Annotated in this window: 20 protein-coding genes; 5 read left to right on the plus strand and 15 right to left on the minus strand. The window is 69.9% G+C overall.

Going from position 1 to position 22,183, the window contains the following annotated elements:
* Window positions 1-3 precede the first annotated feature (3 nt).
* Both H4N64_RS27815 and H4N64_RS45565 read right to left on the minus strand, forming a co-directional pair.
* On the minus strand, window positions 4-1,329 hold the full coding sequence (locus H4N64_RS27815) for an alpha/beta fold hydrolase (protein ID WP_186285178.1): 1,326 nt from the start codon (window positions 1,327-1,329) through the stop codon (window positions 4-6).
* Window positions 1,330-1,503: 174 nt separating this feature from the next.
* On the minus strand, window positions 1,504-3,117 hold the full coding sequence (locus tag H4N64_RS45565) for a peptidoglycan-binding protein (protein ID WP_260860005.1): 1,614 nt from the start codon (window positions 3,115-3,117) through the stop codon (window positions 1,504-1,506).
* 246 nt (window positions 3,118-3,363) lie between these two features.
* Between H4N64_RS45565 and H4N64_RS27830 the strand changes: the two genes are divergently transcribed.
* The 3 genes from H4N64_RS27830 to H4N64_RS27840 all read left to right on the plus strand — a co-directional run bounded on the left by H4N64_RS27830 (window position 3,364) and on the right by H4N64_RS27840 (window position 7,512).
* The gene (locus H4N64_RS27830; protein WP_186285179.1) at window positions 3,364-5,730 is read left to right on the plus strand and encodes an MMPL family transporter; all 2,367 of its coding nucleotides are present in this window, start codon (window positions 3,364-3,366) and stop codon (window positions 5,728-5,730) included.
* Between the two features lie 124 nt (window positions 5,731-5,854).
* On the plus strand, window positions 5,855-6,550 hold the full coding sequence (locus H4N64_RS27835; RefSeq protein WP_186285180.1) for a type 1 glutamine amidotransferase domain-containing protein: 696 nt from the start codon (window positions 5,855-5,857) through the stop codon (window positions 6,548-6,550).
* Between the two features lie 32 nt (window positions 6,551-6,582).
* Window positions 6,583-7,512 (plus strand): LysR substrate-binding domain-containing protein, encoded by a 930-nt coding sequence (locus H4N64_RS27840; RefSeq protein ID WP_186285181.1) that lies wholly within the window; start codon window positions 6,583-6,585, stop codon window positions 7,510-7,512.
* A gap of 64 nt (window positions 7,513-7,576) precedes the next feature.
* Here the strand turns inward: H4N64_RS27840 and H4N64_RS27845 are convergent, their stop codons facing one another.
* The 3 genes from H4N64_RS27845 to H4N64_RS27855 form a co-directional block, all read right to left on the minus strand.
* Entirely contained in the window at window positions 7,577-9,196 is a 1,620-nt protein-coding gene (locus H4N64_RS27845; protein ID WP_186285182.1) for a GMC oxidoreductase, read from the minus strand.
* A 106-nt stretch (window positions 9,197-9,302) separates the two neighbouring features.
* Window positions 9,303-10,178 carry a hypothetical protein gene (locus tag H4N64_RS27850; RefSeq protein WP_186285183.1) on the minus strand — a complete coding sequence of 292 codons (876 nt, stop codon included), beginning with the start codon at window positions 10,176-10,178 and terminating at the stop codon, window positions 9,303-9,305.
* Between the two features lie 9 nt (window positions 10,179-10,187).
* Window positions 10,188-10,721: a SigE family RNA polymerase sigma factor gene (locus tag H4N64_RS27855; RefSeq protein WP_186285184.1), complete on the minus strand. Its 534-nt coding sequence runs from the start codon at window positions 10,719-10,721 to the stop codon at window positions 10,188-10,190.
* Window positions 10,722-10,915: 194 nt separating this feature from the next.
* Between H4N64_RS27855 and H4N64_RS27860 the strand changes: the two genes are divergently transcribed.
* The gene (locus H4N64_RS27860) at window positions 10,916-11,977 is read left to right on the plus strand and encodes a right-handed parallel beta-helix repeat-containing protein (RefSeq protein ID WP_186285185.1); all 1,062 of its coding nucleotides are present in this window, start codon (window positions 10,916-10,918) and stop codon (window positions 11,975-11,977) included.
* 42 nt (window positions 11,978-12,019) lie between these two features.
* Window positions 12,020-13,048: a methyltransferase gene (locus H4N64_RS27865; protein WP_186285186.1), complete on the plus strand. Its 1,029-nt coding sequence runs from the start codon at window positions 12,020-12,022 to the stop codon at window positions 13,046-13,048.
* An 85-nt stretch (window positions 13,049-13,133) separates the two neighbouring features.
* On the opposite strand, the gene H4N64_RS27870 is transcribed toward H4N64_RS27865, so the two are convergent.
* The 10 genes from H4N64_RS27870 to H4N64_RS27915 all read right to left on the minus strand — a co-directional run bounded on the left by H4N64_RS27870 (window position 13,134) and on the right by H4N64_RS27915 (window position 21,924).
* On the minus strand, window positions 13,134-13,466 hold the full coding sequence (locus tag H4N64_RS27870) for a TcmI family type II polyketide cyclase (protein WP_186285187.1): 333 nt from the start codon (window positions 13,464-13,466) through the stop codon (window positions 13,134-13,136).
* 19 nt (window positions 13,467-13,485) lie between these two features.
* Window positions 13,486-13,965: an SRPBCC family protein gene (locus tag H4N64_RS27875; RefSeq protein WP_186285188.1), complete on the minus strand. Its 480-nt coding sequence runs from the start codon at window positions 13,963-13,965 to the stop codon at window positions 13,486-13,488.
* 1 nt (window position 13,966) lies between these two features.
* Window positions 13,967-14,224: an acyl carrier protein gene (locus H4N64_RS27880; protein WP_186285189.1), complete on the minus strand. Its 258-nt coding sequence runs from the start codon at window positions 14,222-14,224 to the stop codon at window positions 13,967-13,969.
* Between the two features lie 58 nt (window positions 14,225-14,282).
* Entirely contained in the window at window positions 14,283-15,533 is a 1,251-nt protein-coding gene (locus tag H4N64_RS27885) for a beta-ketoacyl synthase N-terminal-like domain-containing protein (RefSeq protein WP_186285190.1), read from the minus strand.
* Window positions 15,530-16,798 carry a beta-ketoacyl-[acyl-carrier-protein] synthase family protein gene (locus H4N64_RS27890; RefSeq protein WP_186285191.1) on the minus strand — a complete coding sequence of 423 codons (1,269 nt, stop codon included), beginning with the start codon at window positions 16,796-16,798 and terminating at the stop codon, window positions 15,530-15,532. Before H4N64_RS27890 ends, H4N64_RS27885 begins: the two co-directional genes overlap by 4 nt.
* Window positions 16,795-17,256, minus strand: a complete 462-nt coding sequence (locus H4N64_RS27895; RefSeq protein WP_186285192.1) for a cupin domain-containing protein — start codon at window positions 17,254-17,256, stop codon at window positions 16,795-16,797. Before H4N64_RS27895 ends, H4N64_RS27890 begins: the two co-directional genes overlap by 4 nt.
* A 74-nt stretch (window positions 17,257-17,330) precedes the next feature.
* Complete coding sequence (locus tag H4N64_RS27900) at window positions 17,331-18,488, minus strand: SchA/CurD-like domain-containing protein (RefSeq protein ID WP_186285193.1); 1,158 nt, start codon at window positions 18,486-18,488, stop codon at window positions 17,331-17,333.
* 150 nt (window positions 18,489-18,638) lie between these two features.
* Window positions 18,639-19,316, minus strand: a complete 678-nt coding sequence (locus H4N64_RS27905) for a class F sortase (protein WP_186285194.1) — start codon at window positions 19,314-19,316, stop codon at window positions 18,639-18,641.
* A gap of 119 nt (window positions 19,317-19,435) precedes the next feature.
* A complete protein-coding gene (locus tag H4N64_RS27910; protein WP_186285195.1) occupies window positions 19,436-19,999 on the minus strand; it encodes a hypothetical protein in 564 nt (187 codons plus the stop codon).
* Between the two features lie 266 nt (window positions 20,000-20,265).
* On the minus strand, window positions 20,266-21,924 hold the full coding sequence (locus H4N64_RS27915) for an FAD-dependent oxidoreductase (RefSeq protein ID WP_186285196.1): 1,659 nt from the start codon (window positions 21,922-21,924) through the stop codon (window positions 20,266-20,268).
* Between the last annotated feature and the right edge of the window lie 259 nt (window positions 21,925-22,183).

The following is a 22,183-nucleotide window of genomic DNA, read 5'->3' on the forward strand; positions in this document are numbered from 1 at the left end:
CGGTCACGGCTGAAGCGGCATGCTCCAGCAGTTCGAGTGGGCCGACCTGCCCTTGAGGCGGTCCGTGAGCCAGTCGACCGCGTCGCCCTGGTCGGTGAGCAGCGGCGTGACGTGGTTGAGGAGCGGGCTGCCCGTGTTCGGGATGATCTCGGCGTCGTAGGTCACGTTGACGCCCTTCGCGCACCAGTCCGTCGCCAGCCGGCGGGCCTGGGCGTGGGGGACCAGGTCGTCGCTGACGCCGGTCACCACGCGGACCGGGGTCGTCGGCTTGAGGGTGCCGATGCGCTGGGTGTTCAGGAAGGACGTAAGGGCCGGGGTGGCGGCGATGATGTCACTGACCGAGCGGCCGTCCGTCGTCCACGCCGTGCTCTTGGCCCGGCCGTACTTGAACAGCGCGTCGCCCACGCACATCGTCGACAGGTCGGCCAGCGCCGCCTTGCCCGCCGTGTTCAGGTGGGCGTCCGCGATCGGCTTGAGGGTCGGGTCGGACTGGAGGAAGCCGTTGAGGGACCAGCCGATCGCGCCGGCCAGTTCGCTGCCGTCGATCGCCCGGGTGACCTCGGTCAGGTCGGCGGGCGGGGCACCGGAGTACGTTCCGGCGAGGTTGACGTCGGGGGCGTAGGAGGGCTGGAGTTCGGCTGCGGCCGCGCTCGCTCCGCCGCCCTGGCTGTACCCGAAGAGGCCCACCCGGGACCCGGCGGTCACCGAGGCCCCGTCCACCGCGCGCGCGGCGCGGGCGGCGTCGAGCAGGGCGTGGGCCTCGTCGACGCGGTTGACGTAGGTGTGCAGCCGGTCGGTCGCGCCGAGCCCTGCGTAGTCGGTGACGACGACGGCCGCGCCGGTGGCGAGGAGGCGGTAGATCGCCAGGTCCTCGTAGCCGACGGAGACCGTCTCGCCGTTGAGCTGGAGGGGATGCTCCAGGCCCATGGACGCGGAGCACTGGTCGCCCTGGCCCATCGTGCCGGGGGCGAGCGCCACCAGGGGGCGTGGGCCCTCGCCCTTCCAGGCGGCGGTGGGTTCGATGTAGGCGCCGGTCACGGCGACCGGGCGGCCGCCCGAGTCGGTGGACTTGTACATCAGCCGGGTCGCCCTGCCCGGCAGCGGGCCGTTCAGACTCGGCAGGCTCAGGGCCAGCTTGAGCGGCTCGGTGCGGACGAGGGCGCCGTCCGCGGCGGGCAGGGTGGTGGGCGGGTTGTAGAACGCCGGGATGGTGACGCCTCGGGACACGACCTCGTCGGCCGCCGTGGCGGGGGCGCCGGCGAGAGTCTGGGCGCCGAGACATGCGGCGGCGAGGACGCCCCCGGCCACGAGCCGTCTGCGTGCGGGCATGGCGAACCTCCTGTTGAAGCGGCTGGCAGGAAGGTGCGGTGATACGGCGGCCCGCCGCACGCGCGTCGTCCGGAGCGCGTGCGGGGGCCGCCGGTGAGGGGCTCGCCAGACCGTACCGCCGGTAACCCTCTGGTTGATACCGGCCGGTAGGTTACGGTTCAGTAATTTAAGTTCTCACGAGAACAGCAGACGCCACGTGAGGGGCCCCGGATGCCCGTCGGCGTCGCCCCGCAGCTCCGGCCGCGATTTCTGGAAGTCCCGCACGTTCAGCCGGTCCGCCTCACCCCAGGTCTTGCTCGGGCCGACCTTGTAGTGGTCGCCGAAACCCCGCTTGACCAACTGCTTGCCGAGCCGCAGGACGTGTTCGTTGGAGGCGCCGGCGCGGAAGTACTTGCGGCCGGGGAAGGCCGGAACCTTCGGCTTGGTCTGCTCGGGCTTGGTCTCCTCCGGCTCGTCCCCGTCGTCCCCGAGGTCCAGGTCGGACTTCGCGTGCTTCAGCAGCCGGGCGAAGTCGATCGCGCCCGGGTCGCCGTGCGTGTTGTGGCAGAGCAGACCATCAGCTACGTACGTGTGCGTGTCGGTGGACAGTGAAGCGATCGGCTGCAGGCCGATGTGCTCGACCTGCAGCACTGCCGTATCGCCCGTCGTTTCGCCGACGGCGGCTCCCTCCCACATGCGAGCGGCAACCGGAAGCAGTCGCTCGGGGCGCGGCGTGAAGTCCTTCGGGTTGTTGGCGACGGAGGTGCTCGTGGCGGCCGTCGCCGCCGCGGTCACCCTGCCGGCCTCCTCCCGGGCGCCGTGTCGGCCCCCCGCAAAGGCATGTCCGTCGGCATCGAGGACGCCCGCCATCCACCCGGCGACGCGGGTGTCCTCGGGTACCCATGGGCGGCCGATGCTGACGATGCGGTGCTTGAGCGGGTCGAGATCTTTGCTGGCCACCCAGGCGATTCGGGGGCCGCGATTCGCGTGGGGGAAACGCACCAGCCACGGATGATCGGCCGAAGCCACGACCTCGCCTTCGGTAGTCGTGATGCGATACGAGTCCTTCGTGCCCGGCTCGTTGCGGGTGACGGTGCCCCGCCGGTATCGCCGCCCACCGTTGGCGTTGCCGATCTTTACGGTCTCCTCGTCGAACGACACGATCTCGTCGCCGACTTGGAGATCACCGGCCCGTCGCCACGTCAGATCGCCGCACAGGATTGGAGTGTCCGGGTGGACGCAGTTCTCCGGCACGTGCATGTGCCCGCACACGCCCTTGAACCCCTCCCACTTCGCCCCGGACATCCGCTGACCGCCGCCGTTGGCGTACGACGACGGATACGCCGGCCACGCCCGCGGACCGGACAGCGGCACCCCGTGCTCCTCGTGCATCCACGCCAGGAACCGCGCGACCCCGAGCAGCGCCCACTCCGGCGCCTCGGGCCAGTAGACGTGCGCGTCGCCGGAATTCTTCCACTTGGTGTGGGTCTTGGGGTCACAGGTGCCGACCAGTTCGACCTGGCAGACGTTCAGGGTGTTGGTCTCGACGCCGCCGCCCAGGTTGACCAGCGCCCGGGAGGAGGTCTCCACGTCGAAGTGCTGGTACCACTTCAGCTTCTTCGCCCCGAGATCCGGCACCGCCGTCAGGTTCGGCGCGGAGGTCCCGCCGCCGTAGCCGGGCAGCGAGCGGCCCTCGGTGGTGTGCAGGACGACGACGTTGACCTGCATGGCGTCGCCGCCGAAGTCGTCCTGGTACCAGTTGGCCCGACTCGCGCCCGGGTATCGCTGGGGTCCTGTCTTCGTGCTCATGGCCGCCTCCTGCGTTCGAAGGGCTGTCGTGCCCAACCACGAGGAAACTTAAGGTACTTGGAGGTCGACGCGAGGGCGGCACGAGTATTTCGCCGCCTGTGAATCCAGTCCCCGGGAGGGGCCCGCGAACCGGGGCGTACTGCGTTTTCAGTACGGCGCATTGTCGGCAGCCGCACGACGACACGGCACCCCTCTCCCCGAGAGCCTGGACGCACCTTCGACGTCCAGATGTGGAGACCTCCCCTCGTGGCTACTTTCCTTTATCGATGGGGCCGCCTGGCCTTCCGGCGGCGCTGGTACGTCGCCCTGGTGTGGGCGGCCGTGCTGGCCGCCGTCGGACTCGGCGCCATGAAGGCCCCGGGCGCCGCCGACGAGGAGTTCTCCATGCCGGGGATCGAATCGCAGAAGGCGTTCGACCTGCTGGAGGAGCGCTTCCCCGGCACCACGGCCGACGGCGCGACCGCCCGGGTCGTCTTCGTCGCGCCGGGCGGCGAGAAGGTCACCGCCACCGAGAACAAGGAGGCCGTCGAGGCGGCGGTCGCCGAACTCGGTGACGGCTCCCAGGTCGCGAGCGCCGTGGATCCCTTCCGGGCCGGCGCCGTCAGCGAGGACGGCTCCACGGCGTACTCGACCGTCACCTACAAGGTCGGCCGCTCCGACCTCACCGACGCGAGCAGGACGCACCTGGAGGAGGCGCTCGAACACGCCCAGGACTCCGGGCTCACCGTCGAGGCCGGCGGCGACGCCATGGAGGACACGGGTGGCCCCGGGGGCGCCGCCGAGATGATCGGCATCGCCATCGCCGCGGTCGTGCTGCTGGTGACCTTCGGTTCGCCGGCCGCCGCCGGACTTCCGCTGCTGACCGCCATCATCGGCGTCGGCGTGAGCATGGCCGCGATCCTGGCCCTGTTCAGCGCCCTCGGCCTGTCCACCACCACCGGCACGCTGGCGATGATGCTGGGCCTGGCCGTCGGCATCGACTACGCCCTGTTCGTTGTCTCCCGCTATCGCGAGGAGCGCGCCAAGGGCCGGGCGCCCCAGGAGGCCGTCGCCCTCGCCACCGGCACCGCAGGATCCGCGGTCGTCTTCGCGGGCCTCACCGTCGTCATCGCCCTCGCCGGACTGTCCGTGGTCGGCATCCCGATGCTCACCAAGATGGGTCTGGCCGCGGCGGGCGCGGTCGTCGTCGCCGTACTGATCGCGCTGACGCTGGTCCCGGCCTTCCTCGGCTTCTGGCCGGGCGCCGTGCTCGCCCGCAAGGCCCGCCGCCGCGGCCGTGTCGAGGAAGCCGCCAAGGACAACGGCGGCACCCGCTGGGCCCGGTTCGTGCTGCGCCGCCCGCTGCCCGTGCTGCTGCTCGGCGTCGTGGGCCTCGGCGGCCTCGCGATACCCATGACCGACCTCCAGCTCGGCATGCCCGGCGACGAGGCCAAGTCGACGTCCACCACCGAGCGCCGGGCCTATGACGCGCTCGCCGAGGGCTTCGGGCCCGGCTTCAACGGGCCGCTGACCCTCGTCGTCGACGCCAAGGGCGCCGAGGATCCGAAGGCCGCCGCGGCCTCCGTCTCCGAGGAGATCGGCGGCACCGAGGGCGTGGTCTCCGTGTCCCCCGCCCGCTTCAACGAGGCCGGAGACACCGCCGTCTTCTCCGTCGTACCGTCCACCGCGCCGACCGACGAGAAGACCAAGGACCTGGTGACGACCATCCGCGGCGAGCGCCCCGCCGTGGAGTCCGAGACCGGGGCGACCTTCGAGGTCACCGGCACGACCGCGCTGAACATCGACATCTCCGACAAGGTGCAGTCCGCGCTGGTGCCGTATCTGATCGTCGTGGTCGGGCTCGCCGTCATCCTGCTGCTCGTGGTCTTCCGGTCCCTCCTCGTCCCCCTGAAGGCGGCCCTCGGCTTCCTGCTCTCGGTGCTCGCCTCCCTCGGCGCGGTGGTCGTGGTCTTCCAGCAGGGCCACGGCTCCGAACTCCTGGGCGTGGAGACCACCGGCCCGATCATGAGCCTGATGCCGATCTTCCTGGTGGGCATCGTCTTCGGACTCGCGATGGACTACGAGGTCTTCCTCGTCTCGCGGATGAGGGAGGCATACGTCCACGGCGAGAGCCCCGCCCGCGCCGTGTCCGGCACCTCCGCGAGCTGCGCCGACCCCGGCCTCGCCGCGACGAAGGTGCTGATCCTCACCACCTTCGAGACCGAGGACTACGTCGCCCAGGCGCTGCGGGCCGGGGCGAGCGGCTTCCTCGGCAAGGACGTCACCGCGGACGCCCTGCTGGCCGGCATCCGCACGGTGGCCTCCGGTGACGCCCTTCTCTCCCCGGGCGCCACCCGCACCCTGATCACCCGTTTCCTCACCTCCCCGGCGCCGGGCACCCAGCTCGCGCCCCCGGAGCGGCTGGCCGAACTCACGGGCCGCGAGCGGGAGGTGATGGCGCTGGCGGCGGAGGGCAAGTCCAACGGAGAGATCGCGGAGCTGCTCACGGTGAGCCCGCTGACGGTACGGACGCACATCCACCGGGCGATGACCAAGCTGAACGCCCGTGACCGGGCCCAGCTGGTCGTCATCGCGTATCAGACGGGTCTGGTGCAGGCGGGGCCGCACGGGTGAGGGGACCGGCGTATTCCCGGAGTGCCATTGGAATTCCAATGCCAGGGATAGGAATCCTCATTGGAAATCTATGGGTCGACGGGCCTACCTTCGAGACACCACCGAACCCCCTGGAGCTCACACCATGTCGAAGATCCTCTTCGTACTGACCGGCGTCGACTACTGGACGCTCGCCGACGGCACCCGCCACCCCACCGGCTTCTGGGCCGAGGAAGCCGTCGCCCCCTACCGGCGGTTCAAGGCCGAGGGCCACGAGATCGTCGTCGCCACGCCCGGTGGAGTCGTGCCCACCGTCGACCCGGGCAGCCTCGCCCCGGAGTTCAACGGCGGCCAGGAGGGCGCGGACGAGATCGCGCGGGCGCTCGACGCGATGACCGAGCTGAAGAACCCCATCAGCCTGGCGGACGTCGACCTCGACGACTACGCCGCCGTCTTCTACCCCGGCGGCCACGGCCCCATGGAGGACCTGTCGGCCGACGCCACCTCCGGCCGGCTCCTCGTCGACGCCCTCGACTCCGGCAAGCCGCTCGGCGTGGTCTGCCACGGCCCGGCCGCGCTGCTCGCCGCCACCCGCGAGGACGGCGCCAACGCCTTCGCCGGCTACCGGATCGCCGCCTTCACCGACGCCGAGGAGCTCCAGGCCGGTCTCGGGGACAAGGCGAAGTGGCTGCTGGAGACGCGGCTCGTCGAGGCGGGCGTGAACGTCCAGGCGGCCGAGCCGTGGGCGCCGCACGTGATCGTCGACCGCAACCTGGTCACCGGCCAGAACCCGGCCTCCTCGGCCCCGCTCGCGGCCGAGCTGCTGAAGAAGCTGGGCTGAACGGCCCATACGACCGGATTAGGCTCCTGGGTGTGAGCCATAAGGAACCCAATGGCACAGGCCCGGGAGCCCAGGATCTCAACCTGATCCGGACGTTCCTCGCCGTCTACCGCTCCGGCTCCTTCACCGCGGCCGCGCAGATGCTGGGCATCTCCCAGCCCACGGTGACGACCCAGGTGAAGGCCCTGGAGCGGCAGTCGGGCCGCGAACTCTTCGCCCGCCTGCCGAGGGGCGTCACGCCCACGCCGTACGCCCATGACCTGGCCGCCAGGATCGCGGCCCCGCTGGACGCCCTGCTCGCGGCCACCGGCCACGACCCGGCGGAGGCGGGCCCTCCGGCCCCGGTCCATCTGGCGGGCCCCGCGGAAGTCCTCTGCCTCCGCGTCCTGCCCGCACTGGCCCCCCTGGTCGCGGAGGGCGTACGCCTGAGGGTCACCCCGGGCCTGACGGACCCCCTCCTCGACGAACTCCGGGCGGGCCGCCACGACTTGGTCATCTCGACCACCCGCCCCAGAGGCCGAACCCTGACCGCGACGCCACTGGTGGACGAGGAGTTCGTCCTGGTGGCGGCACCGTCCTGGGCGGCCCGGATCGGCGACCGAGTGACCACGGAGGGCCCAGGCATCCTCCACACGGTCCCCCTGATCGCCTACGCCGAGGACCTCCCCATCCTCCGCCGCTACTGGCGCCATGTCTTCGACCAACGCCTGAACTGCCGGGCGGCGGTCACGATGCCCGACCTACGAGGCGTCCTGACGGCGGTGACCGCCGGCGCGGGCTTCTCGGTCCTGCCCCGCTACCTGTGCGAACAGGAACTGGCCACAGGCACCTTGGTCCCCCTCCACATCCCCGAGGACCCACCCATCAACACGGGCTATCTGGTCCAACGCCCGGGCACTCCGGAGAACCCACACGTCACAAAGGTCCGGGACCAGCTGCTCCGCCTGGGCCCCACCTGGTGACACAGCGGGGCCGATCGGGGTGTGGGCGGTGGCCCACACCCCTCCGTTTCAGAAGTCCTCGGCTTCAGAAGTCCTCAGCGATGATCTTCTCGATGTTGCGCTCGGCGAGCGCGGTGATGGTCACGAAGGGATTGACGGAGACGTTGCCGGGGATCAGCGCACCGTCCATCACATAGAGGCCCGAATGGCCGTGCAGACGGCCGTAGTTGTCAGTGGCCTTGTTGAGGACCGCGCCACCGAGCGGGTGGTACGTGAGATGGTCGCCCCAGATCTTGTAGGCGCCGAAGAGGTCCGTGCGGTAGATGGTCCCCTCGGTGGCGTTGATCCTTTCGAAGATCGACTTGGCCATGGTGATCGACGGCTGCTTCCACGCGGTCTGCCAGTCCAGTTCCACCTTCCCGGTCGACGCGTTCCAGGTGAACCGGCCGCGGTGGGGGTTGTCGGTGATCGACAGATAGAACGACGCCCAGGTCTCGATGCCCGTCGGAAGCGGCGCCACCTCGGCGAACGCACCGCCCGCGGTCCAGTTGTCGATGCCCGCCGTAGGGATCGACGACTGGAGGGCTCCGGTCGGATCCCACAGATGGTTGGCCCGGCCGCACATGACGTTGCCGTTCTCGCCCCAGCCGTTGCCGACCTCGCTGTTGAGGCCGGGCAGCGCGCCCGTGGCCTTCAGCCGGACCAGCAGCTTGCTGGTGCCGACGCTGCCCGCGGCGAAGAACACCCTTTGCGCGCGTACGGACTTGGTGGCCCTGACGGCTCCGCTCGTGTCGAGCTGCTCGACGGTCACGGAGTAGCCGCCGGTCGCGGGCGTCACCGAGGTGACCCTGTGCAGCGGTGAGATGCCGACCCGGCCGGTCGCGCGGGCCTGCGCGAGATACGTCTTCGGCAGGGTCTTCTTGCCGTGGTTGTTGCCGTAGAGGATCTCGCCGGCCAGGGCCGACCTGGGCACGGCTCCCGTGGCCTCCTGCTTCATGTAGTCCCAGTCGTAGACGCTGGGGACGAACATGAAGCGGAAGCCCGACCGTCCCGCGTGTTTGCGGCCGACGCGGGCGTACTGGTAGCACTCCGCCGACTCGAACCAGACGGGGTCGATGGTGGTGGCGCCGAGCGTGCTGTTGGCGCGCGGGTAGTAGACGTCGTACATCTCGTCGACGTCGACGGACGGGAGGACGGCGGGGAAACGGGACCGCTGCGGTGTCACCGCCATCCCGCCGTTGACGAGCGATCCGCCCCCGACTCCCCGCCCCTGGTACACCACGATGCCGCCCATGTCCTCGGCGTCCAGGATGCCCGTGTACCGCGGCACGTCCTTGTCGAGCGGGTAGCCGAGGAAGTTGCTCAGCGGCTGCTTGGTCCGGGTGCGAAGCCAGAAGGAGCGGTAGTCCGGGCTGATGGTGTTGGCGAACACCTTGCCGTCCGTCCCCGGGCTGTCCCAGGCCATACCCATTTCCACCATGTGCACATCCACACCGGCCTGCGCGAGTCGCAGCGCGGTGACGGACCCCCCGTACCCGGTGCCGATCACGAGTGCGGTGACCTGCGCGCCGGGTTCGAGCGCGGCAGCATTCGGCAGATCGAATGCACCCAGTGCTGCGGCGCCAATAATAGAACCAGTTCTACCAATGAATCGTCGGCGGGAAAGACCTCTTCCTTCCAGTGTGATGACAGATCTGGAGCCCATGTAGATCCCCTTTCTCTTACACAATCGAAACGGGTTCTACTAAGAAGCGTGAAACAAGTCACGAGAAACCTACGGGTAACTTGAGAGCTGTTCCGTGGGATTTCCGTCAGTCGCCGGCGATGGAGATCTGGCTCTCCTGCATCGGGTTCTTGTCGGCGTACCGCACCAGGTCGAGGAAGCGCGAGTCGCCGACGACTGCCAGCAGTTCCTCGCTGGTGACCGGGGCGGAGGTCGTGGCGTTTGTGTCCGGGGTGACGGTGAGTGCGACATCGCTGTTCCCGTAGGAGAAATAGACCATGGTGGCCGTGGTCTCCGGTGAGTCGGAGAGCATGCGGTACGAGATCGCCTCGATGCCGCCGGGCAGGGTGGTCCGTTCACAGCTGCCGCCCTTGAGGGCGCCCGGCTCGTCGGGGCAGGGCTTCGGGCCGGAGCCGCCGCCGGACGGCCGTACGGAGAAGATGACGGGGAACACCTTGCCGTCGTCGGTCTCGCCCTGGTAGCGCCGCACTTCGAGGTCGACCGGCCGGATCAGGCCGACCGCGTCCGGCAGCAGCTCGTCGAGGAGGACGGCCACCCGCTGCTGGAAATCCTCCCGCTGTTTCCGCTCGGCGGGCGGCAGGTCGGCCATGGCCGTTTCCTCATCGCTCGTGGGTTCGATGTGCACCGGCGTGCGGTACGCCTCCGGCTCCTGCACCGGGGTGGGCGACTCGCTCGGCTCGGGGGTGCCGCTCGCGGCGGGTCGGACCGTCGTCCCACCGTCGCCCCCGGCCGGCAGCCCCACGGCGCCGACCACTGCTGCCCCGGCCACACAGACGATCCCGGCGGCGATAGCGAGACGGGCACGCGCCCTGCGGCGGCGGCCCTGGGTGACCGCGGTGGGCACCAGGTCGTGCACCGGCGGCAGTTCCGCCACCGTCCGTTCCATCGCGTCCCTGACCAGCAGGGCGTTCCGCTGGTCGTCCTCGGGCATGTTGTCTCCCATGGCGGCTCCTCAGCTCTCCGTGGTGTAGATGTGGGCCTCGCCCAGTTGCGCGCGCAGCTTGGCCAGGGAGCGTGAGCACTGGCTCTTGACCGTGGATTCGCTGCAGTTCAGAAGCTCGGCGACGGACTCGACGCTCTGGTCCTCCCAGTACCGCAGCACGACCATGGCCCGGGCCCTGGGCGGCAGCACGGCCAGTGCCGACAGCAGGGTCACCCGCCGATCGGCGTGCTCGGGCGCGGGCCGGGAGCCGGGGCGGGAGTGCGCCAGCAGATCACGCAGCCGACGCCGCCGCTCGGCCAGATAGGTGCGGGTCAGCACGGTCCTGGCATAGGCCTCGATGTGGTCGGCGGCGCTCGCCCGCCGCCAGTGCTGGAACAGCTTGGCGAGCGTGGTCTGCGTCAGGTCCCGGGCCGTCTCCGGGTCCCCGCACAGCAGGTACGCGGTCCGGTACAGCCGTCTCTGGCGCGCCCGGGCGAAAGTCTCGAAGCTCTCGGGCGCCCGGGAGCGCCCTGGTGCTTCGGAGCCCCGGCCGTTCTCCGGCATCTGTTCTCCTCTCAGAAGCCCTGTCAAGGGGCTCTGTTCCTGTCACCCCTCTTCAGAGCGCTGCCGCACGCCAAAGGTTGAAAGGAGGATTCACTCGGTCCGCCGGCTGCACCGCATGGCGGTCGCACGCACGACACGCCGCCGGATGGTCCATCCGACCTGTTCGCGACCTTTCGGACCATACAGTGCTGAATATGGTGAAATTTCATATTGCCTACCTGGCATGTACCGCAGCGATCATCGGGGCGGCGTTCGGGGCCGCCCCGCCCGTGGGTGCCGACCCAATGATCCATGTGGTCTTTCCAGGGGAGTCGATCCAGAAAGTGGTGGACGCTGCCGAGCCGGGAGACACCGTTCTCCTGACCGCCGGCACATACCGCGAGAGCGTCAATGTGAGCACGTCCGGGATCACCCTGCGCGGCATGGGCCCCAGCACCGTCATCGAACCGGGCACGAAGAAGGACGCCAACAGGTGTGCCGAGGAAGGCAACGGCATCTGCGTGGTCGGGACGAAGGACCGCAACGTCGAGGGCGTCACCGTCGCTTCCCTGACAGTGACCGGCTTCGCGAGCACCGGAGTGTTCGCCCAGGCGACCGACGGGCTGACCGTGCGGAACGTGACCGCGGTGAAGAACGGGGTGTGGGGGATCGCCCAGGAGCGTTCGGTCCGCGGGGTGTTCCGGAAGAACACCGCCCGGGACAACGGCGACGCCGGACTGTTCCTCGCGAACACGATCAAGGCCGAGGAAGGCGCCGCGAACACCGAAGGAGCGGTGGTCGAACGCAACCGCCTGGAAGGCAACCGGATCGGCATCACCGTCCGGCGCCTGCGGAACCTCACCGTCGCGAACAACCACCTCACCGGCAACTGCGCGGGCGTCTTCGTCGTCGGCGACGAGAACAAGCCGAGGGCCGGCGCCCTGACCGTGCGCGACAACCACATCGCGCGCAACAACAAGTCCTGCCCGAAGACCGCACGGCTGGACGCGTTGCAGGGCTCCGGCATCGTGCTGACCGGTGCCGAGGACACCCTGGTGACGCGGAACCTCATCATGGGCAACGTCGGTGCCTCCCGGTTGTCGGGCGGCATCGTCCTGTTCAAGAGCCTCGTGGGCACCACCAGCGAGCGGAACCGGATCACCGGCAACGTGCTGGTGGGCAACGCCCCGGCGGACCTCGTCAACACGGACACCGGCGAGGGCAACACCTTCGAAGGCAACTCCTGCCAGGCGTCCATGCCTGCGGGACTGTGCTGACCGGCCGTGGTCGCTCATGAACTCGAAGAAGGAAGACGGCATATGACGACCGCTCAGACCGCCCCGCCGCCGTCCATGCGGCTCAGGGAGCTCGTGTTCGGGGCGGCCTGTGCGGCCGCCCTCCGCGCGGCCGCCCGGCTGGGGGTCGCCGACGCCCTCGGTGACGGCCCGATGGCCGTGGAGGATCTCGCGGCGGCGGTGAAGACCGAACCGAAGCCGCTGCGGCGGCTGTTGCGTGCCCTGTCCTGCTACGGCGTCTTCGCCGAGCAGCAGGACGGGACGTTCACGCACACCGACATGTCCCGGCTGCTGCGCGAGGACGATCCGAACAGCCTGCGCGCCATCTCCCTGTGGTGCACCGAGCCGTGGACCTGGGGCGCGTGGCCGAGGCTTGACGAGGCGGTGCGCTCGGGCCGCAACGTGGTCGAGGACCTGTACGGCAAGGAGTTCTTCGTCTACCTCAACGAGGACGCCCCGGAGTCGGCCGATGTCTTCAACCGTGCCATGACGACGTCCAGCGTGCAGTCCGCGCGGGATGTCGCCGAGTTCCTCGATCTGTCGGGGAGTTCGTCGGTCGCCGACATCGGCGGCGGTCAGGGACATGTGGTGGCGAGCCTGCTGGAGAAGTACCCCTCGCTCCACGGGAGCCTGCTCGACCTGCCGCGCGTGGTGGAGAACGCCGATCCACGGCTGCGGGCGGGCGGCGTGCTCGCGGACCGGGTGCGCATCGTGCCCGGCGACTGCCGCGAGGCCATCCCGGTCCGGGCCGATGTGTACATCATCAAGAACATCCTGGAGTGGGACGACGACAGTACCGCCCGGACCCTGCGCAACGTCATCGAGGCGGGCGGTCCCGGAGCGCGGGTCGTGGTCATCGAGAACCTCGTCGACGACACACCGTCCATGCGGTTCAGCACGGCCATGGACCTGCTGCTGCTCCTGAATGTCGGAGGGGCCAAGCACACCACCGAGAGCATGGTCGCCCGGCTGACGGACGCGGGCCTGGTCATCGACGGCATCCGCCCGGTCAACCCCTACCTGCACGCGTTCGACTGCACCGTCCCCGGATGACCACGTCCCGGACAGATCCCGCAGACCGCCGGTCGCCGGGCACGCAACCCTCGCGTGCCCGGCGACCGGCGGTCGAACGGCCGGTTCAGGAGGCGGTGTCCCGCTCCCAGCGGTAGAAGCACCGCGCCATCGCGTCCTTCGGCGAACGCCAGGTCGCCGGGTCGTACGCGGTGACGTACGCCGACAGCCGTTCACTGATGTCCCGGAACTCGGGGTGCCCGGCCAACTTCGCGATGGCGGGGCCGGGGTCCTGCTCGGACTCGATGAGGTGCAGATACACGTCGTCGAACTGGAAGAGGCTGCGCCGGGCGACCCCCACGAGGTGCGGCAGCTCTCCCCGGTCCGACTCCTCGAACACCTCGGCGATGTCCTGGGCCGACCCCGGGGCCATACGGGCGACGATCAGGGATTGGTGCATCGTCCTGTCCTCCGTCGGATCAGTCGGACAGTGTCGGCACGGGGCGGCGTTCCCCGGCGACCTGCTCGATACGGTCCCGGATCAGGGCCATCTGGACCTTGGAATTCCGGTTGATGTTGTCCGTCATCCAGTCGTCGTCGACCGGCGCGTCCGGCTTCATCGCGAAGTCCTGCGTCCACACCATCCGCGTGCCCTCGGGCACCTTCCCGTACTGCCACACGATGTTCATGTGGGCGAAGGGCCCGGTCTCGACGCGTCGGGCCCGCACAGTGAGCGTGTCGCGGTCCGTCTCCCGTTCCGAGACCCAGCTCCACACCTTGCCGTTCTCGTCGGGGTGCATGGTGAGCCGGAACGTGGTCTTGTTCCCCTCCTGGGAGAGGATCTCGGCGGTGGCGTACTCGCTGAACAGCCGGGGCCAGTTCGCGACGTCGTTGGTCATCTCCCAGACCAGGTCGACCGGCGCGGCGATGGTGATCTCGTTCTGCGTGTGTCCGGCCATGTCAGGCTCCCGCCAGAAGCGCGCTGTTGGTGAGTTCGAGGAACTGCCGGGGACTCTTGCTCTTCTCCGCGTCCGGCGGCATCGGCGTGCCGTACCTGTTCTCCAGCTCGCCCACGATGCCGAGCAGACCGAGCGAGTCGATGCCGAGGGCGTCGAAGCCGGAGTCGCACCGCTGCTTGAGTTCCTCCGGGGCGACGGTGACCCCGGCGGCCTTCTTCATGAGTTCGGACAGCTCTTCCACGGTGATTCGGTCACTCATGCGGTTTCTCTCCTTGCTTCGTGACAGGTGCTTCGTGATGTGTGCTCGCGATGCCTCGCTACGAGGCGTCGCCGGCGCCGAGCCGTAGCACCAGCGCCGAGTTCGACCCCATGAGTCCTCGGCTGAGGACCAGCGCCGTGCGCGGCTCGGCGGCACGGGCGCGGGTGGTGACGAGGTCGAGGTCGTGGCAGATGTCGAAGACGTTGGGGGTGGGCGGGATCACGCCGTGCTCCATCGCGAGCACCGCCGCCGCCGCGTCCAGCACGGGGGCCGCGCCGTAGCCCCGGCCGATGGCGGTCTTCGGCGCCGTGACGGGGACGCGTGTGCCGTGCGTGCCGAGGGCGTCGGCGATCGCCAGCGCCTCGGCGCGGTCCGCCTCCGGTACGCCGAGGGCGTCCGCGAAGACCACGTCGATCTCCTCGGGGGCGCAGCCGGCCTCGCGCAGGGCGCCCCGGATCGCCTCGGCCAGCCCTTCCCGGGACTGCTCCCAGCGGGAGGCACCGGTGAACGTCGCCGCGTGTCCCGCCAGGACGGCCCGTACGGGCGCGCCCCGTTCCCGGGCCGCCGCCTCGGCCTCCACGACGAGCATGGCGCCGCCCTCGGCCGGCACGAACCCGCAGGCCGCGGCGGTGAAGGGGCGGTAGGCCCGCTCCGGGTCCTCGACGGTGCTCAACTCCCCGTAACCGAGCTGGCAGACCACCGAATAGGGGGCCAGCGGCGCCTCGGTCGCGCCGGCCACCATCACATCGGTGCCGCGCCGCACGGCCCGCGCCGCGTGCGCCAGCGCGTCCAGCCCGCCGGCCTCGTCGGAGGCGATCACCCCGCAGGGGCCCTTGAAGCCGCGGCGGATGGAGATCTGGCCAGTGCTCGCGGCGTAGAACCAGGCGATGGACTGGTACGGCCCCACGAAGCGGCTGCCCTTGGACCACAGCTGTTGCAGCTCACGCTGCCCGAACTCGCCGCCGCCGGAACCGGCCGCGGTGACCACGCCGACGGAGAACGGCGCGGCGTCGGTGGCGGGCCGGTCGAGGCCGGCGTCGTCGAGGGCGAGGTCGGCCGCGGCCATCGCGAAGTGCGTGAACCTGTCGGTCTGGACGAGGTAGCGCTCTTCGATCGCCGACGGCGGGTCGAAGTCCCGGATCTGGCCGGCCACCCGCAGCGGCAGGTGCTCGCATCCTTCGCGGGCGACCCGGTCCAGGACGCTGATGCCCTCCCTGGTGGACTTCCAGAAGGTCTCGGTGCTGGTTCCGTTGGGCGCGACCACGCCGATTCCGGTGACGGCCGCGCGCCTAGGATGCGGTTCGCTCATTCGGTCTTCTCCCTCGGCAGGTTCAGGATCACCGCGGACTGGAAGCCGCCGAACCCACTGCCCACGGAGAGCACGCTGCTCAGTCTTCGCTCGCGAGCGACGCGCGGGACGTAGTCCAGGTCGCACTCGGGGTCCGGGGTCTCGTAGTTCGCGGTGGGCGGGACGACCTGGTGAGTCAGGGCCAGCGCACAGGCGGCGACTTCGATCGCCCCGATCGCGCCGAGGGAATGGCCCACCATGGATTTGATGGAGCTCATGGGCGTGTCATAGGCGTGCGCGCCCAGAACCCGTTTGACCGCGGCCGTCTCGTGCCGGTCGTTCTGCTGGGTGCCCGACCCGTGCGCGTTGACGTAGTCGATCGCGGTGGCGTCGAGGCGGGCCTGGTCGAGGGCGCCCTCGATGGCCCGGGCCATCTCCAGGCCCTCGGTGGTCAGACCGGTCATGTGGTAGGCGTTGCCGAAGGTGGCGTAGCCGCTGATCTCGCAGTACACCTGGGCGCCGCGGGCCAGGGCGTGGTCCAGCTCCTCCAGGACGAGTACGGCGCCGCCCTCGCCCATGACGAACCCGTTGCGGTCCGCGTCGAAGGGGCGGGAGGCGTGGGCGGGATCGTCGTTGTTGGGGGAGGTGGCTTTGATCGCGTCGAAGCACGCCATGGTGATCGGGGAGATCGGCGAGTCCGACGCCCCGGCTATGCAGACGTCGGCCCGGCCCTCCTCGATCGTGTGGAAGGCGTACCCGACCGCGTCGAGCCCCGAGGTGCAGCCCGTGGAGACGGTCTGCACCGGCCCGCGGGCCTCGAACCGCTCCGCCACCGTCGAGGCGAGGGTGCTGGGCGCGAACGCCCGTTGGAGGTGGGGGCCCGCTTCCCGGTGATCCACGTCCCAGCGTTGCCCGTGGCTGCTGACCAGGACGTAGTCGTGTTCCAGCCGGGTGGTTCCGCCGACCGCGGTGCCCAGCGAGACCCCGACCCGCCAGGGGTTCTCCAGGGCGAGGTCGAGGCCGGAGTCCCGTATCGCCTCCTCGCCGGCGACCAGGGCGAACTGGATGTACCGGTCGCACCGGGCGATCTGCTCCGCGTCCAGCCCGTGGGCCGCCGGGTCGAAGTCGCACTCGGCGGCGATCCTCGAACGCAGCCCGGCCGGGTCGAAGAACGTGATGCCGCGTGTCGCCGTGCGACCGCTGGCCAGGAGATCCCAGAACGCCGGGACACCGATGCCGCCCGGGGCGACGATGCCTATGCCGGTGACCGCCACGCGCCTGCTCATGAGCGGACCTGAGGTGGCTCGGCCGCACGGCCCGTACCCGCGTGGGCCGCATCCACCGCGATCGGCACGCCGTTGGCGTCCTCGGTGTCCACATGGCCGAGCGGCGGGCTCGGGGCCAGCGGTCCGAGGTGGAAGACCATGCGGGCCTCCACCCTGCCGACGTTGCGGAAGCGGTGCCGCATATGGGCGGGGATCAGGAGCCCCTGCTCGGGTCGCAGTTCGTGGGGCTCGCCGTTCAGATCCACCTCCAGCTGCCCGCAGATGACGTAGATGAACTCCTCGGAGTACGGGTGGTAGTGCTCCGCGATGCGGTCGCCGGGCTGCACGATGGCCACGCCCATGAAACCGCTGGTGGAGCCGACTGCGGCGGGGGTGAGCATGGCGCGCAGATCGCCGCCGCGCCGGGTGTTGGGCTCGACCTCGCTGAGATCCACTATTGCGGGATGACGTTTGATCACGACGTTCCTCCGAACATGAGCTGCATCGACATGAGGCATGAGGCGTGGCCGGCACGGCGGCCCGGCGCCGCGATTCAGGCGTCGGGCGCGCGGCGGTCGGTGACGAGTTCCATGCGGGCGACCTTGAGCAGGCGAGCGGGGGCGATGTCCTTCAGCGCCGAAGCGTCCGCTCCGAGGGCTCCGCCGTCGAGGAGTTCCGTGAGCTCGGCCGCCGGGCCGCGATCCGTGAGCCCGAGCACCGGGCCGGGGTCGGTGTCGATCCCGCCGCGTACGTCGACCAGTCGCACCACGACGTCGTCGCGCTGGAAGATCGTGCTGCGCAGCACCGGTCCGTGCGGATCGTCCGCCGCCGCCTCGTCCTGACGGGCGAGCAACTCGGCCAGCCGCAGACCGCACCCCTCCCGGGCCGGGTAGTACAGCGCGTGCCGCACAACCTCCGGACTCTCCTGCCCTGCCGTCACATGGTGTACGGCGGGCAGCGCGGCGCGGGTGAAGAAGACCCGGGCGGACTCGGGATCATCGAGATCCCGGTCCTGCTCCAGATAGGGGTTGATGGCTTCCTCGACGGCCCGTACCTCGGGCTGCCGGGCGACGTGGCGCAGCGCGGCGAGCAGGTCGCCCCGCACCTCAATGGCCCGAACCACCCGGTTGCCGTGCATGAACAGCGAGGTGCGGCACAGCCGGGTGGTGTCGTCGACCCGTGGCTCGGGGGAGGTGTAGCCGGCGAGGATCTTCGCGACGGTCTTCTCACTGCCCGGCTTGACCGTGAAGGTGAGCGCATGCCGGATCAGGCCGTCACCGATCCTGGGCGACGTCTGGAGCCGGCGCTTCCCGGCCTCGGCTCCCACCGCCGGGCCGCCGGTCTCGCGGACGATGTGGAAGCGGAGCGACCTGGTGTCCCGGACACAGCTGTGCAGGGGCTTCACCATCTGCACGTGCTCCTCGCTGTTCACCCAGGTGAGGAAGGGCGGGGCGCTCTCCCACTCACTTGTGATGAGCCATTGGGAGGGGTTCTCGATGGACTGGCACAGTTGGTCGCTGACATGCCCGGGCACGGAAGCAACCTGGTTGCACAGATCCTCGTACGCCTCAAGGAACTGCTGCTGGGCTCCGTCGTAGACGTCCACCAACAGGACGACACGGAGCCTGGAGCCGTCGAACACGGACTGCGAGACACGCTGCGACGCCTGTTGCGTAGGCGGTTCCGAAATTCGGTCGGACGTGGTGGTCATCTTGCGTGCATCTCCTTCGTGGGCAGAGGCGGATGAGCGTCGGCCACATGGGGATGACGTCGGCTTGCCTCGATCCTGAGCCCGCCTCCGGAGGCGCGCGACTCGTATGCACCGTGGGGGTGACCCGCCGGCTCGGCAGGCGGGGCCGGCTCAGGCGAGGTGGGCGAAGACCACCAGGTTGTCCGTGTAGTCCTTGGCCGTACGGTCGTAGTCACCCGCACAGGTGATGAGCCGGGCCTGGGCCTGGGCCGTGTCGCCGTACACACGTCGGCTGGGGAAGTGCTCCTTGTCGAACGTCTCCACGCTGTCGACCACGAAGGACGCTCTGCGCCCGTCAGCTCGTTCGACGTGGAAGGCGTCCCCCTTCTTCAGGTTTCTGAGGTTCGCGAACACGGCCGCCGATGTTGCCGTGTCGACATGCCCGGCGATGATCGACGTGCCCGTCTCCCCGGGGGACGCTCCCTTGGCGTACCAGCCGACGAGGTTGACATCGTCGGCGGGAGGAGGATTGAGCTGGCCCGTGCGACCGATGGCGAGATCCGTGAACGGGGCGTCGACCGAGATTTTCGGAATGAGCAGGCGCACGGGCCTCGATCGCGGCAGATGCTTCCCCACCGGCTGCCCGGCCGGCGGAGCCGGCGCGGAGGCGTGTGCGACCCGCGGCGGGAGGGGGGCTTCGGACGGCGAGTCGTTACTGCCGAACAGGCCCACGGTCAGCGCCAGGAGCGCTACGGCGCCCATCATCACCTTGGTGTGGGGTCCCCGCACGGTCGGGGCCGGTTCGTTGCAGCCAAGGTTGTCGGCGGGGGAAGAAGGACGAACTGCCATCGGACACCACCTCACCAGGGCGCGGCAGCAAATCGGACGGACGGGGCACGGGGAAAGCCGGCATGGCCGCCACGCGGCACGCGCGTGGCGGCCACTGCGGCTATCGCATCCGGCATGGGTCAGGCCACACTTCCGGCGCTCTTCTTGCGGCGCGCCACGTACAGCCCGGTTCCGGCCAGTGCCAGGACGGCGAGCCCGCCCGCGTTCACGGCCGGCGAGGCCAACCCGCCGCCCCCGGTGTGCATTCCGCCGCTGGGCTTCTCGTGCTTGCCGCTCCAGGAGTGCTCGTCCTTCTTCGCGCTACCGGAGTCCTCGCTGTCCTTCTCCTTGTAGGTCTCCGGGTCGTACTTGGGGTCCTTCGCGGTGCCCCAGTCGTCCTCGTTCACCATGGTCAGCGCACCACCACCCGTGTGCATGCCACCCCACGGCGACTCGTGGTTGCTGTCCTTGCTGTACTCCTTCTCGGACCCCTCTTCGGACTCCTTGCTGTACTCCTTCTCGGACCCCTCTTCGGACTCCTTGCTGTACTCCTTCTCGGACTCCTTCTCGGACTCCTTGCTGTACTCCTTCTCGGACTCCTTGCTGTGGGAGGAGTCCGTCTGGTCCCATTCGTCCCCGGCCGCGTAAGCACCGGGTGCGCCGAGAACAAGGACGGTCGAAGCCGCCGCAGTGGCCAGGAGCATGCGAGCAGAGTGCATTTGACGTTCCTTCCGTCGGCGGCCGGGCAGCTGATGCTTCGTCAGCTGATATGACCCGCCTCCGACGTGATTCATCGTCAGTCAGCTGTTCTCCCGTCGCCACTCGAGGCGATCACTTGGGTGAACCCGCCCGGATTCCCGGCGGTCCGCAGAGCCTCAACGCATCTGCTCCCCTCTTGAACAGGCTTGTCCGGCAGGCGAGTTCACCCCGGCCGAGGTCGCTGCGACCACCGCCGTCCGAAGGGCGGAGGTCAGACCGTTGCCAGCAGCGTGGTCAGGACGCTGCGCAGTGCCGACTCGGCATCCATGACCTGCCCTGACGATCGCCAGGCCACGAACCCGTCGGGTCGCACGAGTACGGCCCCTTCAGGCGTCGTACCGTGGGCGGCCGACCAGTCCGTATCGTCCTCGGGTGTGAGCTCGGCAGCGGGTCCGTTGCCCACCCGGTACGAAGTCAGCGGGATGGACGTCGCTTCGGCGAGGCGGGTGGCGGCCTTGTGCCAGCCACTCGGGTCATCGGCGTCGCTGAGCAGGACGAATGACCGTTCGTAGAGGTCCAGAGTGGAGATCCGTTCACCCTGGTGCCGCACCGTCAGGTGGGGTGCCCTGCTGCCGGTTTCACCGGACAGGTCGAGGCGGTCCGGGACGACCGGAGCCGCGGGGTCGGCGCCGACGACGGCGCCCTGGGGATAGCGGTAGCCGAGGGCCACGTTGAGGATGCCGCGCTGCGGGCCACCGCCGCCCACGGCCGGAGGGGGAGCGAAACCCGGATGGCTGTGCTCGACCGACCGAGCGGCGGCGCGGGCGCTGGTCGCCTCCGCCACCGGGCGGCGCTCGGCGTCGTACGAGTCCAGCAGCCCTTCCCCGGCCCAGCCGCCGAGCACCGCGGCCAGCTTCCACGCGAGGTTGTGCGCGTCCTGGATGCCGGTGTTGGAGCCGAAGGCCCCGGTGGGGGACATCTCGTGGGCCGAGTCGCCGGCCAGGAAGACGCGTCCTGACCGGTAGCTGCGGGCGACTCGTTGGGCGGCGTGCCAGGGAGCCCTGCCGGTGATCTCCACGTCGAGGTCGGCGACCCCGACCGCGCGGCGGATGTGTGCGACGCACCGCTCGTCGGTGAACTCCTCCAGGGTCTCCCCGTGTTCGGGATGCCAGGGCGCGTGGAACACCCAGTGCTCCCGGTTGTCCACGGGCAGCAGCGCGCCGTCGGCGTCCGGGCTGGTCAGATAGCAGACGATGAAGCGGCGGTCACCCACGACATCGGCCAGGCGGCGGGAGCGGAAGGTGATGCTGACGTTGGAGAACAGATCGCCGGGACCGCTCTGGGCGATGCCGAGCTGCTTCCGGACGGGGCTGCGGGGGCCGTCGGCGGCGACGAGGTAGTCCGCGCGGATGGTGGTGTGCTCGCCCGTCTCGCGGTTCTTGACCAGCGCGGTGACGCCGGAGGTATCGCTGTCGAACGACATCAGTTCGGTGGCGTACCGCAGGTCGCCGCCGAGCTGTGTGGCGTAGTCGAGCAGAACCGGCTCCAGGTCGTTCTGGCTGCACAGGCACCACGAGCTGGGGCTGATCCGGGCCAGTCCGCCGCCCGCGTCGATCTCCCGGAAGAGCCACTCACCCGCGTCGCCGACCAGGGTGGGGGTCTGCAGGATCCCGTGGTTGTCGGCCAGCGTGGCGGCGGCCTGACGGATCATCGGCTCGACGCCGGCTGTCCGGAACACCTCCATGGTGCGGACGTTGTTGCCCCGGCCGCGGGGGTGGATGGAGGTGCCGGCGTGGCGCTCCACCAGGGTGTGCCGTACCCCCAGTCGGCCCAGGAACAGCGAGGTCGACAGGCCGACGAGGGAACCGCCGACGATAAGGACCGGGACCTGATGGGTCTTGTGGTCGGATTGGTCGGCTCTTTGGTTCATCACTCGCCTCCAGCGGGTAGTGTCCGTTGACTCGGCCGGATACGGCCGGGAGCTTCATGCCTGCCCCGCGGTGCGTACGCGGGCTCAAGCTTTCACCCGCTTAACTCGCCCGGTTCGCCGAGTCGGCGGGCACACGGAGGATCACCCGTGCGCGCCGGCCGGATGACGCTGACGCTGGCGTCGGTCACGGCCCCGGCCACAACCTGATCGCGGCCGGGGCCGCGGCGGCCGCCGTCGCCGCGGTACGCGCCCTGCCCAC

It is taken from the genome of Streptomyces cupreus (genome assembly GCF_014257025.1).
GTDB lineage: Bacteria > Actinomycetota > Actinomycetes > Streptomycetales > Streptomycetaceae > Streptomyces > Streptomyces cupreus.